Genomic DNA, 16,608 nt, shown 5'->3' on the forward strand with positions numbered 1-16,608 from the left:
AGTAGGATCATCTTTTTTGATGAGTGCGATCGCTTTTTGGGGATGTGGGAATGCGATAGCCAGGGCAAGCGCATCTTATTTTTAGAATGCTTACTGGACAAAGGTTTTGACGATTGTTAAGTTTTGTAACTAAAAGTTAAAACCCTTGCTGGGCATGGATTACAGAATTTAGGTGCGTTTGCCCTGGGGCGTAAGCGTTGCGCGACCTAGGAATCACTTTTTGGGGTGTGGGTGCGATCGCTGTTAAAATTAAAGAGGTTTGAGAAGGCATAAAGCTATGACTATTGCAGCAATTAAACCCACAACTATCGGAGAATTTTTGCAATTGCCAGAAACAGAACCTGCTTCTGAATTTATTCATGGACAAATCACACAGAAACCTATGCCTCAAGGGGAACATAGCCAACTTCAGATCGATCTATGCGAAACTATTAATCAAATTACTAAACCTCAAAAAATTGCCAAAGCTTTTCCAGAACTACGCTGTGTTTTTGGTGGGTTAGCGATCGTTCCAGATATAGCTGTATTTCTTTGGGAGCGAATCCCTCGGTTGCCATCAGGAAGGATTGCCAATCGTTTTGAAATCCATCCAGATTGGGCTATTGAAATTCTCTCTCCCGATCAGAGATATAAACAAGTCCTAGCCAAATTACTACACTGCGCTGAGTATGGTACTGAGTTGGGTTGGTTGCTTGATCCCGAAGATGAGAGTATTTTAGTAGTAGACAGCGATCGCCGAGTTAGGGAACTTAAAAATAGCGATCGCTTACCAGTTCTTACAGGGGTTGAATTAGATATAACTGTTCAAGAAGTATTTAGCTGGTTAAATTTATAACATGATTTATTTTTGTGAATGTGGAAAAGCTCCGTACGAATCGCTTTTTGGGGGATGTGGGGGGTGCGTAAGCGTTGCGCTGCTGCAAGCAGTTCGCTTTTTGGGATATGAGAGGGCGTAAGCGTTGCGCGACCTAGGAATCGCAAATATTTCATAAAAACTTTTGCGGTTATAACTATTAGCAATCCAGTAAGTTATATTGGCCGCTATGAATAACGCATTACAATACATCTGTGATTCAGAAGGGCAAACAGTTTCCGTAGTTGTACCCATTGCCCTTTGGCAAGAAATAATTGCTGAGAGAGAAACTGCTTATCTACTGAGTAGTCCAGCTATGAAAGCAAGATTACTTACAGCTAGAAAACGTCAAGATGGAATTTCTTTAGAAGCAGCCTGTGAAAAACTTGGAATTTGATGCAGATGCTTTTGAGGACTTAGCTTGGTGGATCGAAAGCGACCGTAAAAAAGCATTAAAAATCATCAAACTAATTCGTGAAGTACAACGTAATCCATTTGAAGGCACAGGACAACCTGAAGCTCTAAAACACGATCTATCTGGCTGCTGGTCACGGCGAATCGATCAAGAACATCGTCTATATTGGGGATGAGGTCCATCATCAAAGGTGAGGGCGATAGTTTTGCTGTTGGAGTTTCCACACCATAGACAATGGGGAAAAGTGGGTTGGAGAAGCCGATAAACAAGGGGAAATAGAGGTGCAAATTCCATTGTTAAAAATAAATTTGTACGTAAGAATTCAGGTTATTTAATAAATAGTTGGGTAAGATCACCGACTTCTTCGCATTAATTATAATTTCTTAACACAATCAAGGAAGAAGTCGGGGATCTAAAAGTTTTGAAAGTTTAGATAGAATTTACATTGTCAGCAAAGCGAATTTTCAGATAATCATCTTCCATTTTTGCTCCTGCTGGTTGCAGTGCTGCCAAAGCTTGAGGTAATACCAAATTACGGCGATGATTGCCAATAGTAATGTTTAATTCATCTCCCGTTTTTTTCAGTTGAATTTGGCTTTTAGGAATATTGGGTAGATAAAGTTCCAAACTGTATTGGTTATTATCTTTTACCACTCTGATTGTGGTTTCTTTATAATAAATCTGAGTTGGATCTTCATCTTTGTACAGAGTTTCTTTCAACCTTTCCAAAGCTGCTAAACCACACAGTTCTTCAGAGTAGAGAGGGACTTCTTTGACTGGGAGAGGGAGAAAATTGTCGTGAATTTCTTGACGGTATTGTTCTTGATTTTCCTTCCACCGTTGGAAAAATGGATCTGTAACTTCTTGAGGAATAATCCGGTTAGCAATAACTAAATCTGTGGCTACATTATACAAACTTAGATAAGCGTGAGCGCGAAGAGATTCCTTAATTACCATTTTTTCGGGATTGGTAACTAGACGGACTGAGGTTTGAGTATTATCAGTTAAAACTTTTTCCAAAGCTTCAATTTGCTCGTAAAACTCATAAGGTGCGTCCATTACCTCTTTATTTGGTAAAGAAAAACCAGCAATGGGTTTAAAAATAGGTTCTACAAATGGTCTTAGGGCTACGGAAATATTTTGGAACGGTTTATAAAAACGACGCATATACCAACCGCCAACTTCAGGCAAACTTAACAGCCGTAATGCTGTACCAGTCGGGGCAGAATCAATAATTAAAACGTCAAATTCCCCTTCATCATAATGACGTTTCATTCTCACCAAGCCGAAAATTTCATCCATGCCTGGTAAAATTGCTAACTCTTCCGCTTGTATCCCGTCTAAACCACTGGCTTGTAAAACTTGGGTAATATAGCGTTTGACAGCCCCCCAATTACCTTCTAATTCTCGCAGTGCATCCAATTCTGCACCCCATAAATTAGGACGAATAAGGCGGGCATCATGGCCTAATTCAACGTCAAAGCTATCAGCAAGGGAGTGGGCTGGGTCCGTACTTAAAACCAATGTCCGATAGCCGAGTTCTGCACAACGGAGTCCAGTGGCTGCGGCAACGGAGGTTTTACCCACGCCACCTTTCCCTGTCATTAAAATTACTCGCATCAATGATTCCTTACTGCCTGAATTTTGTTTACATTTATTTACATTATGATTGATTTTTCACAGAAATGAAATGCTGCTTAATGACATCCAAACGGGAACAGTGCCAATAATCAATATGGGAAACGATTAAACCGTCAGCATTTAGACGTAATTCACTCCAACCAGAAACAGAAATGTGAGGTTTCCAAGGTAAAGGAGAATTCCAACTCATAGTCCATTCAGTTTTAATATTTTCTTGCTGAGATTGGATATTATGTAAATCTAGTTTGAGATTGGAGAAAAAAGTTTGAATGAATTTAATCATCCATTTGTAAAGTTCAATTCCCCGAAACTTGAAAACAGCATCTTGAAAATAAACATCATGGGCATAAATGCTGTAAGTTTGATTTACCGGAAATCTAGCATAATCGGCTTTAAGAGTTTCAACAATATCCATAAATTGATGTTTTGCTGGTGGTAATAAATTTATTGCGGAAGTTAAGCAGTTTTAGGAATTGATCCGGTCGTTTATTACTGCTTTACAAAATTACCTATGATAGATTGTAGCTTTACTCTTGCACAATCTCTTTCTTCTACAGGTAAACAGGATAAAGCAAATTCAAAATCATCTAGTTTCTCCGTTAAGGCATTGACCAATTCTTTTTGACCTTCTGCAATACTAAGCTCAGATTTTTCTAGATCAATTTCTATAGACCCTAAAATTAAACTATTCTGGTTATATTCTTCTATGTCAAAGTCATTTTCTCCTTCAGGGCTAATCATTTTTGATTTAGTTATGTCGAGAATATCTTCATTCGTAAACTCTAAATCAGCTTGGGCTTCTCTTAATAACTGGACGGCTGCTTTAATTTTTTTGTATGCTACTTGTTCCATGATTTTTTTCTTCTCCAAAAGCAAAGATAATTCTTTTTGAGAATCTAGCAATGCTTGTTGTTGCTCTTCAATTTTAGCTACTTGGTTTTTGATTTGAGTTTGGATTTCTGCAAGTGTCATTCCCCGGATTCCTTAGAGTTTGCTTTAATAATTTTTACGATGTTGTTATTTGTAATTGGTAAATATCTCCCCTATTTCCCGATTACCTTCTTTACATTTCCACCCAAAGACGTTCCAATTGTCGTTGCCAAGCCGCTAAAACTTGTAATCTTGTCTGGGGGTTTTGGTCAATATCTCCTAATAATCCTTCTGCATAAAAACGGTCTAAATTTTGCATAGTGGCTTCGAGAGATTGTCCCTGTTGTTTAGCTGCTTTAATAATTTCGCGCATACGAGTTTCTACTAAATTATTAAAAACATCATTAACACCGACTTGATATAATGAAATCAGGCGAGCGATGGCATTAGCAAAATCTGCATTACTTAAAGTGCCACTATTATGCTGAAATACCCCCCATACTACCCCATCATATACAGCATACCGTGCTTCTTGGGTATCATCAAAATTAGCTTCTAGAAACTGGGTGAGAAATGCTGCGGCTTCTTGTAAAGGCATAATTGGCAGCAATACTCGCAACCAAGAATTATCATCTGAAAGCAGCACCAATAACCGAAAATCAGGAGTTTCTACCTGCCAAGAACCAGGGGCAATAGATTTTACAACTTCAGCACTAAATAACTCTGTTAACGTACCTGCTATTTCTTCCGGTGTCATAATAATATTTGAACTTTACCGTCTAGAGTAACGCTTATTGGATAATTAAAACTTCAAATTTCCAAAAATTTCTTCCTTTGCGCCTTTGCTCCTTAGCGTCTGGGCGCGAAACCCTCTTTAACTTTTCATCCCCTTAAACCGTTCTTTTGCCCCTGTAAAGGCTTCTTGCATGACTGCTTGAATTTTTTGAGGATCGGGTTTTTTCCCACCCATTAAATCGCCAAAATACACACAAGCAGCTTCACCTAAAGCCCATGTATAAGCCCCTGCCCACGATGCCGCAATAACGCTGCCAAAACCAGGGATAAATTTAATTAATTCCCGTGCTACCGCTTGGGCGACAAAACCACCGGCAATGGTACTGACAATACCCCCAGCTTGAGATGGTGTGATAGTCTGTCCATATAATTTACCCAACAATCCCACCATGGACACCTGCAAGGCAGTTAAAACGGGCATAGTCGCAAAAGGTAAAGGCACAGCGGACAGAGTTGCCGCCATGATAGAAAATGGCAAAATATAACGTCTGCCAGCGTTTCGATAAATATTACCTAATTTTTCGCCAGCTTGTTGATCTAATAATTGATAAATTGCCTTTGATTCTGCTTCTGGGAGGAGTTGGGCTAAATTATCTCGCAGTCCTTCTAAACCGTAAAATACAGGATTATAACCATCTTCTTCTAAAGTGAAATCAATTAAAACCGCACTATTATATAAACCTGAAAAATTTTCTTTAATGGCGATAAATGCCCGCTGCAATTCTAGAAAATCTGGGGGATAATCAGGATGATTGGCAACTTCTGACGGATAAACTTCATGTAAGCAAGTTACTACTAATAAACAGGGAATATCTGGATATTGCTGTCGTAATTTTTCAGCAATTTGCCGCAAAGTATCAGTTGCAAAATCATTAATTTTGACAGTGATAATCAAAACTCTAGCTTTATTTGTTTCCTGTTGTAAATCGCCGATTAATTCCTGAATAATAGCTTCAGTATCTTGACTGACATCTCCTAAACCTACCGTATCTGTAAAAATCAGCAATGGTAAATCATTAGCAGGATATGCGTAACGTTGGGTATTTTGGGTATGAGGACGAAAACCCTGGCCGATAATTTCCGCAGATACCCCAGTTAAACCCCTGACAATCGAACTTTTACCCGCTTGGGGTTTTCCTAATAGCAAAGCTTCCGTAGTTGGTAATTCAGCCCGAATAGTTTCGAGAATTTCCGCAACTTGAGTATCACTCACACTAAACCATTGTCCTACAGTTTGTGTAACTTGTTCTATTGGTAAAAGTTGGGTTAATTTATCGGTAGCTTGATTAAAAACCCCAGTTATCTTTTTTTTCCAGGAGTTATTATTATCTTGTTCAGTCATAAATTTCACTCCCTACAATTTGATAGAGAATATTTTTAGGAACTATATATATCATACTATTTTACCGACAAAGAACTGATATCGAACCACAGAGGCACAGAGAACACAGAGGTAGAGAAGGAAGAGATTTTAATATCTTATTTTAGGATTGCTAAATATATCTTCCCATTTCTAAAATCCTACTTCCGACTGATTCTATGACAGGAGTGATTGATAGACGATTACCTTTTTTCACTACTAATAATTCATCATCACTAAACTTTAATTTGAGTGTTGATAGTGAAAGTGGATTACTAAAAACTTCCACAAATTCCACTTTCACAGTTTGCCAACGGGGAGATTCAATAGTTGATTTGCTATCATAATATTTACTATTTATATCAAATTGTGTCGGGTCAGCAATACCTGTTTTCACAACTCGCATTAAGCCAAAAATCCCCGGAGGTTCAGCATTAGAATGATAGAAAAATGCTAAATCTCCTATGTGCATTTGTCTGAGAAAATTCCGGGCTTGATAATTACGCACACCGTCCCAAATTGTTTCTCGTTGTTGTTCTAAGTCAGTAATACTATAAACTGCTGGTTCTGACTTCATTAACCAATAATTAATTGCATTCATCTAATAATTAATTCAATATGATCTTTTCTCTGTGTTCTCTGTGCCTCTGTGGTTCGATAAAATACTACCACAGAGGCAAAAAGATCACCGACTAACTAGCTGCTAAATGACCCCAAGCAATGTAAGGTAATTTTGCTGCTGTTGCTTTTACCTGTTGGGCATTTGCTACCAACTGTCCGCAAGCGTCCCAAGTTCCCGCAATAAAAGCGCTTCTTGTCCCTTCACTTATGACAACTGAGGCAGTAAAATCACCAATTTGTACTTGCAATTTTTCCAAATCTATGGTAAGGACTTCTTGAGGATTAGCGATAACTAATTCTTGCAACTGTTTAACTACTTCGCATTCAGCAGTTACGCATGGTATTCCCATTGCCACGCAGTTACCAAAAAAGATTTCCGCGAAGCTTTCACCAATCAGGGCTTTAATTCCCCATTTAGCCAGGGCTTGGGGCGCGTGTTCTCGTGATGAACCACAGCCAAAGTTGCGGTTAGCTATGAGGATTTTCGCGCCTTGGTAATGGATTTGATCAAATGGGTGTTCACCATTTAAGGCTTTTCTATCGTCCACAAATACGCCTGCTCCTAAGTCGTCAAAGGTGATGGCTTTTAAGTAGCGGGCGGGGATAATTCGGTCGGTGTCTATGTCGTTACCAATGAGGGGAACGGCGTTACCGGATATTTGTTTGACTTCACTTACCATAATATTAATGAACCACGAAGGCACTAAGGACACGAAGGAAGAAGAAAAGAAGGGGTTTTTGTAGTACAGGCTTCTAGCCTGTATTGGGCGGGCAAGACTTGTACTGAGCTTGTCGAAGTATGCCCACCCCACAAGATTTTTATAACAACTCGCGCACGTCGCCAATTTCGCCTTTTATGGCTGCTGTGGCTACCATTGCGGGACTCATTAACAACGTGCGACCGGATGATGATCCTTGTCTGCCTTTAAAGTTGCGGTTGGAGGAGGAGGCGCTGATTTGTCTGCCTTGGAGTTTGTCGGGGTTCATGGCTAAACACATGGAACAACCTGGTTCTCTCCATTCAAAGCCAGCTTGAACAAAGATTTTATCTAGTCCTTGGGCTTCCGCTTCTTTTTTGACTCGTTCTGAACCGGGAACTACAAAGGCTTTTACACCTTTGGCAACTTGGCGACCTTGGGCGATTTTGGCGGCTTCTCTGAGGTCGCTTATGCGTCCGTTGGTGCAGCTGCCAATGAAGCAGATATCAATTTTTGTTCCTTGAATGGGTTGACCTGGATATAAATCCATGTAGCGATATGCTTCTTCGGCGATAAAGCGGTCTTCTTCTGGGAGTTCTGCGGCTGTGGGGACTTTTTCATCTACGCCAATTCCTTGACCTGGTGTAATTCCCCATGTGACTGTGGGGGGAATGTCTTCGGCATTAAATACTACGACATCATCATATTCGGCATCAGCATGACTACTGAGAGATTCCCACCAAGAAACAGCTTTTTCCCAGTCTGCACCTTTGGGGGCAAAGTCTCTATTTTTTAGATAATCGTAAGTAATTTTGTCGGGGTTGACGTATCCGCATCTTGCACCACCTTCTATGGCCATGTTACAAACTGTCATCCGTTCTTCCATGTTCATCTGCTCAAAAGTAGTGCCGGCAAATTCGTAAGCGTAGCCTACACCACCTTTTACGCCCAGGATTCGGATAATATGCAATATTACGTCTTTGGCGTAAACTCCGGGTTTTAATCTGCCGTTAACGGCGATTTTGCGGACTTTTAATTTTGATAATGATAGGGTTTGGGAGGCGAGAACGTCTCTAACTTGGCTTGTACCGATACCAAAGGCGATCGCTCCAAATGCACCATGACTTGATGTGTGGCTATCTCCACAAGCGATGGTCATTCCCGGTTGGGTCAGTCCCAATTCCGGGGCAATGACGTGAACTATACCTTGATTCCCTGAACCAATATTGTAAAAAGTTATATCATTTTCTTGACAATTCTTTTCTAATGCCTGAATCATTTCTTCGGCCATGCTATCCACAAAGGGACGGGCTTGGTTTTCTGTGGGAACAATATGATCAACTGTGGCTATAGTCTGTTCTGGAAATAATACTTTTAAATCCCTTTCTTTGAGCATCGCAAAGGCTTGGGGACTTGTAACTTCATGAATAAGATGTAGTCCAATAAATAGTTGCGTTAATCCTGATGGCATTGTACCAACGGTGTGTAAGTCCCAAACTTTGTCAAATAGTGTACCCTTGCTCATACGTCAATCTATGTTAAAGGAGTCGGATTTCTGATTGTATCAGAAAAATGTCACATTAGAGAATGTAGTTGATCATGATCTGATAAGTAGGTTGGCGTTGGAAATTGTCGTCATAGCACTAGGCAAGAGGCAAGGTTGGTTTGACTTAGATTTACAAGGAACAGAAACACAAATTCAAAATGGGTTAAATTATTTGCAAGAATTGAAATTGCAAGTTTGGGATGAAAATAGCATTAGTGATTGGTGAAAATTATACAGCATATTTCAATTAAATGAAGTACACCCCTCAGTGCGCGTGTGGATTATTTTTATACTATGACTTACGCAAATGTCACACCAAAAATCTATTGTAGGGTGCATCAGATATCAACAATCCGTTTCTTTGATAAATTTTTGCGTTGTGATGTACTTTACCAATGTGCCAGTTGCGTAAGTTCTGTATACCTTGCGAAACCGATCTTTTCTGTAAATTGCTTATATTAAGCTATAGCACTATCCAATACACGCAAATTACTAGTATAAGAAAACTCAATATTTGCGCTTGTAACTTTTTATGTCAAATAAGTGTTTGTAGTATTTAACTAAATAATCAAATATGATACTCTTCATTTTTAACCCACATTCCGCACCCCAAACTGTCACAGATCAAAAAAGCCCTTAAAGTAGTACATAATAACTAAAGCCAATTCAAAAATTAAGATGCTTAATAAGAATAAGTAGCATTAAAAGGGACGTGGTGTGATAAAGTGAAACTTGGTAACAAAAGAAAAAAATGAATTGATAACCAAATAAGAAATAATTGATGACAACAGAAGTATTAGAGGAAACTGTTGTGAAATTAAAACCTCAAGAAATAGAAATTGAGAACATAGACCATCTAGGGATAGTAGCAGGAATCATAGATTCAATCGGAATAGTAGAAATAATAAATGAATTAATAGGAGTCGAAAAAGACGAAAAAGTAAATGCAGGTCAAGTGGTAAAAGCCATGATAATAAACGGGTTAGGATTTGTCTCCAAACCGTTATATATGTTTCCCCAATATTTTGAAACAATCGCCTGTGAGCATCTAATAGGAACAGGAGTAAAACCAGAATATCTTAACGACGATAAATTGGGGAGAGTCATGGATAAACTGTTTATAAAAGGCTTAGATACAATCTTTTTTATCATAGCCTTAAAAGCTGCTCAAAAATTTGGAGTATCACTATCAACATCACATCTAGACTCATCATCAATGCACGTGCATGGGCAGTATAACACTAGCTTACCATTCGTAATATTTGAGAGTCAAAAAGTAGGAAATAACCAAGAATTAGAAGAATTAGCAGTAAAATCACCAAAAGAAATAACCATCACCTACGGTTATTCCCGTGACCATAGACCAGATTTAAAACAATTCATCATAGAAATGATATGTTCAGGAGATGGAGACATCCCAATATTTTTAAAACTAGCATCGGGAAATCAAGCAGATTCATCATGTTTTGGTCAAATAGCAGTAGAATATCAAAAACAATTAGAAGTTAATAGTCTCATGGTTGCTGACGCTGCTTTATATACAGAATCAAACCTGAAAATGATGTCAGAATTACGTTGGTTATGTCGAGTACCATTAAGCATAAAAGCAGCAAAAACATTAATATCAACATTAGCAGAATCAGAATTTATTGATAGTACAATACCAGGATATAAATTAGCATCAAAAATCCAAAATTATGCAGGGATAGAACAAAGATGGTTAGTAGTGCAAAGTCAAGAAAGAAAAGAATCAGACCTGCATAAGCTCACACAAAAAATTACCAAAGCAGAATCAAAAGCTGTGCAAGATTTGAAAAAGTTATCACAAGAGAGATTTGCATGTGTTGCAGATGCTATCAAGGCATTATCAAAATTATCAAAACAATTCAAATATCATCAAATTCACGAAAGTACGGTGACTCAAGTAAAATCTAATAAAAAAGATACTTCAGGAGAAATATCCTATCAAATATCAGCTACAGTCTCCCAGGATGAAAGTAAAATTAATACAGAATTGCTGAGTGCGGGACGTTTTATTATTGCGACAAATGTTTTAGATTCACAGGAACTAAGCAATGATTCTATGCTAAGTGAATATAAAGCCCAGCAGTCATGTGAGAGGGGGTTTGGTTTTCTCAAAGACCCATTATTTTTTGCCGACAGTATTTTCCTCAAAAGTCCTGAGAGAATAGAGTCTTTGGGAATGATTATGGGTTTATGTCTACTGGTTTATACTTTGGCTCAACGTCATATTAGAAATGCTCTTTTGGAGTCTAAATCAACAATTAAAAATCAATTAGGCAAAGCAACTAATCGTCCTACTTTACGCTGGATTTTTCAATGCTTTCAGTGTATTCATTTGGTTACACTCAATCAGGAGAAACATATTTCTAATTGGAATAAGGACAGAGATTTTATCTTGAGTCTTTTACCAGATGATTGTTTACGTTACTATCAATTAGTCAGCTAATTATCATCTCTATCAATTTAATTTCTCTTGTAAAGATGAGCTAATCTCTTTGATTTATAGCTCCATTTTACTATGTCTATAATTTCGTTTTTTACTTTAATTGATTAGTCTAACTTATAATTGTTTCTTGAATATCTTCTTTCACTTATCTATTGACCTCTCCAGGTGGTGTGCATTCTTATTGCTTCTTATTGAGAATAGATTTTGATGACATTTTTGGTGATTTACTGTTTCTCAAATGCCTTTTTTCACTTTATCTGTTTGTTTTGATGCTCCCTTTGATTTTCATCTCCGTAATTTCCCTCTGTAACATTTTGGGGTGCGGAATGTGGGTTTTAATAGCACTTACGTAAGTGTCACACTAAGAATCTGTTGTATTGTAGGGTGCGTCAGACTGTATAAATCCTGCAAATAAACAGATTGTTGATATCTGGCACACCCTACTAATGTGCCAGTTGCGTAGGTCTTGATTTGGTAATATCAATTATTTGAAGGGTACGTAAAATGAGCGAAATAGTACTAGTTACATCTTTGAATGAAGCAGCCGAAAATCAACGGAAGAAGGAGTTATCGATCACCCTCCAGTTTGACAAAGGAGTTACAGAGACGTATTCGATTAATACTAAACCAGCACGTACCTCTAAGTTGGTGTTTGAATCTGAGAACTGTCCGTTCGCTGATTTTGAATAGACAACAGGAATTAAAGTCTTGAAGAAAAAGGAAGACAGAGATTTTGTTCTCCACAGAGCGAAGGAAGGATTGAAGCGGGAGAGGAGTAGGGTATTATCAGGGGAGTTGAGGGGAAGGAGAATAAAACAGTGGAAATAAGTTCAGAGCGAATAGACGACATACCAGTGATAGTAGAATGGCTCAAACAAATAGAAATGCTGAACCCAGAAACACGTCAGTGGGTGCGTTGGCATGAACGCTATCTAGTAGTTTACTCCGAAAACTTCGCTAATTCTCAACTCCGAGGTTTAGAACAACGTCTCAACGCGGCTGAAAATGCTCTTTTGAAGCTGGCTGCCAAACCGGGAAAGGATTTAGTACAACTCGATGAAAAAATTGAGGCTATTCTCAAACGTCATGGTAATCCTAAGCGAGCCACTGCGCGTCCTTCTACTGAACAATTACTTAAGCCTTTTTGCAACCTAACTTTTTACTCTCTCCCTGATTCTACCATCTTTGTTATGCCTCTTTGTGATCTTCAACGACAGATTCTTTCACTGATGAAATTGCCTGAGTCTCTTTATCAACTACATCTCTTACCATGCAAGACTTAATTCCTTCTTTGATTTCTAAAATGAGCGAACGGACAGTCATCTGACAACAATTATAAATTTTTATTTCCCTTGAATTCTCTATTCTAAAACCTGAACGACGAACTGAATTTTCCCCATTCGTTGTCAAGCAATCTCTCTAGTTTATTGAGTATTTATACTTATTTTTCAACCCGACTGTTTTTTTAGCCAGAGGCAATCGCTAACAAATAGTTATTTTGTACTATATTTTGAATTCCAAAATCGGGGTTAATACTTTATTTTTTTCAAAATGAGAATTGCTGATGACACTGTGTGTACCTCGTTGCACTTATTTTCCTCTGTTACCCCTATTTATTGAGCCGATACGAAAATGGGTATAAAATGTAATTACCTATGGGTATCTGCCACATAATTGCTGTGACTATAGCCGCGGCTACTAACCAGGTTAGCCCCATTTGTTCTACTTCTGTTGGTGTTTCTTGAGTAAATAAAGGTTTGAACTTTTTACTGGGTTCTCTCATTAGTGACTCTCCTGTGCATAATTACACTAATTAAGTAAGTCGGCCCAATAAAATCGATATATGTTTAGTTTTGTAAAAACCGTGAAACACCCTATTTATAAGGTATTCGTTAATTTATATTTCGTTACATAGATTGATTTTTTAACGCCGACCTACTTAGCTGAATATTCTTACATCTATCCTAATTTACTTCTCTGAGCAAGTAGGAATAGCAAATAAGAGGAAATGGTAATTTATTCCCAAGTGGCTGCATTCCGTAACACAGTAGGAATTTCACCTTGTGATAAGGGAAACTCTAACATTGTTTCTTTATAACCTAAATACCCAGATTCAGTAAATGATAAAAGCATTCGTTCTAGTGCTAACCAAACTTCTGATTCGTATTCCCAATCATGATAACGTCTAGCACGTCCAGCAATGGAACGTAAAGCCCAAAAGTAGGAATTTCTAACTACAGAACCGCCTTTTTTAAATTCTGGTACGTCTTCATGGTGAATAAATAAAATGTTATTTTCAATTCTGGATCTCATAATTATGTGCTGATAACTGAAAGGGGCTATATACCCTCATAATTTTTTACGGTGTTTGCATCTGCAAATTCTTTAATGTCCTCTGTAAAAACTTACCCCATTCTGCTGCGAGGGGAACTTCTGTAAATGGAACACAAATTGATTTAGGAGTAGTTAATAAAAACTCTAATTCAATTTTTCGACCTTTGGGGGGGGGATTTTCTATATCTACGGCATTACCATTTACTAAAAAACGAATTTCTTGAACATCCAACAAAGAAAAAGTTTCTAATTCAATTGGTCCTTTAGTTGTGGGTTTTCCCCAAGTGATATCATCACCTTTTTGAGCTAACACTGCATAAATATCATATTTAGCCCGTTCAAATTGTTCTGCCCAAATTTGATAAGCTTGAAGTTTCTTAAATTCCTGTGAACCTTGCCACGCTAACCAGAAAAATGCTACTAACAGAGGCAACCATAAAAGACCACGTTCCATAATAATTCGTAATGCCTCTTTGAGAGGAGCGTCGTTAATTTAATTAGAAAACAGTTAAGCAAATATAATTTGCTCTAAAATCTCCCAAATACCATTTTACAATATCCAATATAAATATAGGTCATAAGCAAAGATACAAAATTTAATGTATTATATAATATTAGTATATTAAGTAATTTATCATCGGATTTCCCTCGACTCACGCCACCATACCCCAGAATTAATTGAATGTACCTACTAAGTAGGTGAATACAATAAAACCAAACTGTGTAAAGAGATGTAAAATCGCTGAAAACTTCTTTACTCTTGCCTCTGGTTACTGAGCGAAGTCGAAGTATTGCCTCAAGCCTAGTGCTATGACGACAATTTTCAACGCCAACCTACTTGTATGAGTTATGGTAGTAAGAAAATTCCCTCTCCGTTCTGTCTTTCTTTGAGGACGGGGATATAAGAGAAAAAAATGAAAAAACTGCTATTATTGTGCTTGTTTGTCATTGGACTGACTGCTGCTGTGTTTGGGTTTCTGAATTTTCAGGGACTGGCAGCTAAAGGTGAGTTTGAGACAATTTTGCTAGATTTTCGGGAAGATGTGGCAGAAAATGTGATTGAGAAGGATCTACAAGCGATCGCTCAACAATATCATGTTACCCCGCAACTGGATAATAAATATTCAGCGGTGGACCATGTATATGTTATCAAAGGCGATCGCCAAAGACTCAACGATTTAAGAAAATCTTCCTTTGCCAAAGTTACAGAATTTATCGAGCCAAATTACATTTACAAAATCGTCCCCCAAGGACAAGCCACTTGGTTAGGAGAACTGTTAGCACCGCAGCAAAATGAAGAACCAAGTTCGTCTTTAACTGGTCCAAATGACCAGTATTATAGCAAACAGTGGAACTTACACAAAATCGGCGTAGAAGCGGCATGGACTCGGAGTAAAGGTAGTGGTATCACTGTTGCCGTAATTGATACTGGCATTACCAAAGTCCGCGACTTATATGAAACCAAATTTGTCAAAGGCTATGATTTTGTCAACGACACAGAGGCAGCCAAAGACGACAACGGCCATGGTACTCATGTCGCCGGTACAGTTGCCCAAGCTACCAATAACGCCTATGGTGTCGCTGGAGTTGCCTATGAAGCCAGCCTCATGCCCTTAAAGGTATTAAATGCTGACGGTGCAGGAACAGTAGCCGACATTGCCGAAGCCATCAAATTTGCGGCTGATAACGGCGCAGACATCATTAACATGAGCTTAGGTGGTGCTGGAGAAAGCCAACTCATGGAAGATGCGGTTAAATATGCCCATAACAAAGGTGCAACTATCATTGCTGCCGCAGGTAATGAAAACACCAACGGCGTAAGCTATCCTGCCCGTTATGATCATGTTATTGGCGTTTCCGCTTTTGGACCTGACGGTGAAAGAGCATCCTATTCTAACTATGGTGCGGGTGTGGATATTTCTGCCCCTGGAGGGAGTGAAACTGGGACAATTCTCCAAGAAACTATTAATGAACAAGGTGAAGGCGTATTTCTCGGACTTCAAGGCACAAGTATGGCTTCTCCCCACGTTGCGGGTGTAGCGGCATTAATCAAAGCTTTGGGAATCAAAGAACCCGATGAAATTTTGCAAGTTCTCCAACAGTCAGCCAGAGTCATTCAAGACGACGGTTTGAACTATTATGGGGCTGGACAACTCAACGCCGAAGCCGCAGTTAAATTGGCCAGCGACGGTATAATTAGTGTTCCTGACTTTTTCCGGTGGTTGCGAGAACAGGGTTATCTTAATCCCGGCTTTTGGATAGATGGCGGAGCGATCGCTTTAGTGCCTAAAATATTCATGGTACTAGGTTCTTATCTTCTAGCTTGGTTCTTACGGGTTTACTTCCCCTTCACTTGGAGTTGGTCTTTATTCAGCGGCTTAACTTTCGGCAGTTCTGGCTTATTCTTCCTCAAAGGATTTTATATCTTTGATCTTCCTCAATGGCCTTTCCGGGTTTTAGGTAGTTCCATTCCCGAACTAGGCAACACTTTACAGGGAACAGACGCATTAAATCCTTTTTTTGCCAGTGTTTTAATTCCTTTTGTTTTAATAGCCTTATTTTTAGGACATCCTAGTTGGAAATGGTTTGCTATTGGTGCAACTTTAGGAATAACAGCTTTTCTGACCGTTAGTGCTGTTTATGATCCTGCCGTTTGGGGTTTAGGAAATAGTAACCTAGCTCGAATTTTCCTTCTTGTTAATGCTTTACTTTGTTATGGACTAGCCCAGTTAGCATTGAAAAAAGACGGACAAACTGCTTAATTAGGTAATTGGTAATTGGTAATTGGTAATTGGTAAGATTTTTTCCTATTATCCATTGCTAACCAACTAACAACTGACAACTGTACGGGCGAAGCATTTGGAGAACTATTTTTGGCAATGACCGATAATTTATCTTCCAAATGCTTCGCCCCTACTAACAACTGACAACTGTACGGGCGAAGCATTTGGAGAACTATTTTTGGCAATGACCGATAATTTATCTTTCAAATGCTTCGCCCCTAC

The 16,608-nt window shown here is 38.6% G+C and carries 20 protein-coding genes and 2 pseudogenes; 8 read left to right on the forward strand and 14 right to left on the reverse strand.

Annotated elements, in window-relative coordinates; all coding sequences use genetic code 11:
- Positions 1 to 136: 136 nt before the first annotated feature.
- Positions 137 to 271, reverse strand: a complete 135-nt coding sequence (locus tag BMF77_RS28750) for a hypothetical protein (protein WP_256370317.1) — start codon at positions 269 to 271, stop codon at positions 137 to 139.
- Between the two features lie 6 nt (positions 272 to 277).
- Between BMF77_RS28750 and BMF77_RS18895 the strand changes: the two genes are divergently transcribed.
- From BMF77_RS18895 to BMF77_RS18905, 3 genes are all read left to right on the forward strand, one after another.
- Complete coding sequence (locus BMF77_RS18895; RefSeq protein ID WP_148764955.1) at positions 278 to 835, forward strand: Uma2 family endonuclease; 558 nt, start codon at positions 278 to 280, stop codon at positions 833 to 835.
- A gap of 208 nt (positions 836 to 1,043) precedes the next feature.
- Positions 1,044 to 1,250 (forward strand): prevent-host-death protein, encoded by a 207-nt coding sequence (locus BMF77_RS18900; RefSeq protein WP_148764957.1) that lies wholly within the window; start codon positions 1,044 to 1,046, stop codon positions 1,248 to 1,250.
- The gene (locus BMF77_RS18905) at positions 1,231 to 1,443 is read left to right on the forward strand and encodes a Txe/YoeB family addiction module toxin (RefSeq protein WP_148764959.1); all 213 of its coding nucleotides are present in this window, start codon (positions 1,231 to 1,233) and stop codon (positions 1,441 to 1,443) included. The genes BMF77_RS18900 and BMF77_RS18905 overlap by 20 nt, the downstream gene beginning before the upstream one ends.
- On the opposite strand, the pseudogene BMF77_RS28100 reads toward BMF77_RS18905, so the two are convergent.
- From BMF77_RS28100 to leuC, 9 genes and pseudogenes are all read right to left on the reverse strand, one after another.
- Positions 1,431 to 1,562, reverse strand: a pseudogene (locus BMF77_RS28100) (polysaccharide deacetylase family protein); the annotation flags it as partial. The gene BMF77_RS18905 and the pseudogene BMF77_RS28100 overlap by 13 nt on opposite strands.
- A 135-nt stretch (positions 1,563 to 1,697) precedes the next feature.
- Complete coding sequence (locus BMF77_RS18915) at positions 1,698 to 2,888, reverse strand: TRC40/GET3/ArsA family transport-energizing ATPase (RefSeq protein WP_148764960.1); 1,191 nt, start codon at positions 2,886 to 2,888, stop codon at positions 1,698 to 1,700.
- 43 nt (positions 2,889 to 2,931) lie between these two features.
- Positions 2,932 to 3,324: a DUF2358 domain-containing protein gene (locus tag BMF77_RS18920; protein ID WP_148764961.1), complete on the reverse strand. Its 393-nt coding sequence runs from the start codon at positions 3,322 to 3,324 to the stop codon at positions 2,932 to 2,934.
- Between the two features lie 74 nt (positions 3,325 to 3,398).
- Entirely contained in the window at positions 3,399 to 3,881 is a 483-nt protein-coding gene (locus BMF77_RS18925) for a hypothetical protein (RefSeq protein WP_148764963.1), read from the reverse strand.
- Positions 3,882 to 3,972: 91 nt separating this feature from the next.
- Positions 3,973 to 4,536 carry a hypothetical protein gene (locus BMF77_RS18930; protein ID WP_148764964.1) on the reverse strand — a complete coding sequence of 188 codons (564 nt, stop codon included), beginning with the start codon at positions 4,534 to 4,536 and terminating at the stop codon, positions 3,973 to 3,975.
- Between the two features lie 117 nt (positions 4,537 to 4,653).
- Positions 4,654 to 5,916, reverse strand: a complete 1,263-nt coding sequence (locus tag BMF77_RS18935; RefSeq protein ID WP_148764966.1) for a YcjF family protein — start codon at positions 5,914 to 5,916, stop codon at positions 4,654 to 4,656.
- A gap of 151 nt (positions 5,917 to 6,067) precedes the next feature.
- The gene (locus tag BMF77_RS18940; protein WP_246862964.1) at positions 6,068 to 6,535 is read right to left on the reverse strand and encodes an EVE domain-containing protein; all 468 of its coding nucleotides are present in this window, start codon (positions 6,533 to 6,535) and stop codon (positions 6,068 to 6,070) included.
- A 91-nt stretch (positions 6,536 to 6,626) separates the two neighbouring features.
- Entirely contained in the window at positions 6,627 to 7,235 is a 609-nt protein-coding gene (leuD, locus tag BMF77_RS18945; RefSeq protein WP_148764968.1) for a 3-isopropylmalate dehydratase small subunit, read from the reverse strand.
- Positions 7,236 to 7,374: 139 nt separating this feature from the next.
- A complete protein-coding gene (gene leuC, locus BMF77_RS18950; protein WP_148764970.1) occupies positions 7,375 to 8,778 on the reverse strand; it encodes a 3-isopropylmalate dehydratase large subunit in 1,404 nt (467 codons plus the stop codon).
- A 34-nt stretch (positions 8,779 to 8,812) separates the two neighbouring features.
- On the opposite strand from leuC, the gene BMF77_RS27405 reads away from it, so the two are divergent.
- From BMF77_RS27405 to BMF77_RS18975, 4 genes are all read left to right on the forward strand, one after another.
- Positions 8,813 to 9,025 carry an NIL domain-containing protein gene (locus BMF77_RS27405; protein WP_148764972.1) on the forward strand — a complete coding sequence of 71 codons (213 nt, stop codon included), beginning with the start codon at positions 8,813 to 8,815 and terminating at the stop codon, positions 9,023 to 9,025.
- A 555-nt stretch (positions 9,026 to 9,580) separates the two neighbouring features.
- Positions 9,581 to 11,269, forward strand: coding sequence for an IS1634 family transposase (locus BMF77_RS18960; protein WP_148762023.1), 1,689 nt, complete (start codon positions 9,581 to 9,583; stop codon positions 11,267 to 11,269).
- A 504-nt stretch (positions 11,270 to 11,773) separates the two neighbouring features.
- A complete protein-coding gene (locus BMF77_RS18970) occupies positions 11,774 to 11,959 on the forward strand; it encodes a hypothetical protein (RefSeq protein WP_148764974.1) in 186 nt (61 codons plus the stop codon).
- 128 nt (positions 11,960 to 12,087) lie between these two features.
- Positions 12,088 to 12,552 carry a transposase gene (locus tag BMF77_RS18975; protein WP_148764976.1) on the forward strand — a complete coding sequence of 155 codons (465 nt, stop codon included), beginning with the start codon at positions 12,088 to 12,090 and terminating at the stop codon, positions 12,550 to 12,552.
- Positions 12,553 to 12,896: 344 nt separating this feature from the next.
- Here BMF77_RS18975 and BMF77_RS18980 read toward each other — a convergent pair.
- From BMF77_RS18980 to BMF77_RS18990, 3 genes and pseudogenes are all read right to left on the reverse strand, one after another.
- Positions 12,897 to 13,052: pseudogene (locus tag BMF77_RS18980) on the reverse strand (M50 family peptidase); the annotation flags it as partial.
- A gap of 233 nt (positions 13,053 to 13,285) precedes the next feature.
- Positions 13,286 to 13,582 (reverse strand): hypothetical protein, encoded by a 297-nt coding sequence (locus BMF77_RS18985; RefSeq protein WP_015080946.1) that lies wholly within the window; start codon positions 13,580 to 13,582, stop codon positions 13,286 to 13,288.
- Between the two features lie 46 nt (positions 13,583 to 13,628).
- On the reverse strand, positions 13,629 to 14,057 hold the full coding sequence (locus BMF77_RS18990; protein ID WP_148764978.1) for a hypothetical protein: 429 nt from the start codon (positions 14,055 to 14,057) through the stop codon (positions 13,629 to 13,631).
- Between the two features lie 460 nt (positions 14,058 to 14,517).
- Here BMF77_RS18990 and BMF77_RS18995 point away from each other — a divergent pair, with 460 nt between their 5' ends.
- Positions 14,518 to 16,365 carry a S8 family peptidase gene (locus BMF77_RS18995; RefSeq protein ID WP_148764979.1) on the forward strand — a complete coding sequence of 616 codons (1,848 nt, stop codon included), beginning with the start codon at positions 14,518 to 14,520 and terminating at the stop codon, positions 16,363 to 16,365.
- Here BMF77_RS18995 and BMF77_RS28110 read toward each other — a convergent pair.
- On the reverse strand, positions 16,362 to 16,550 hold the full coding sequence (locus BMF77_RS28110; protein ID WP_246862965.1) for a hypothetical protein: 189 nt from the start codon (positions 16,548 to 16,550) through the stop codon (positions 16,362 to 16,364). The two genes, BMF77_RS18995 and BMF77_RS28110, sit on opposite strands and share 4 nt — an antisense overlap.
- Positions 16,551 to 16,608: the final 58 nt, after the last annotated feature.

Origin of the sequence: Dolichospermum sp. UHCC 0315A, from assembly GCF_008121535.1 — a bacterium.
Classification (GTDB): Bacteria; Cyanobacteriota; Cyanobacteriia; order Cyanobacteriales; family Nostocaceae; genus Dolichospermum; species Dolichospermum lemmermannii.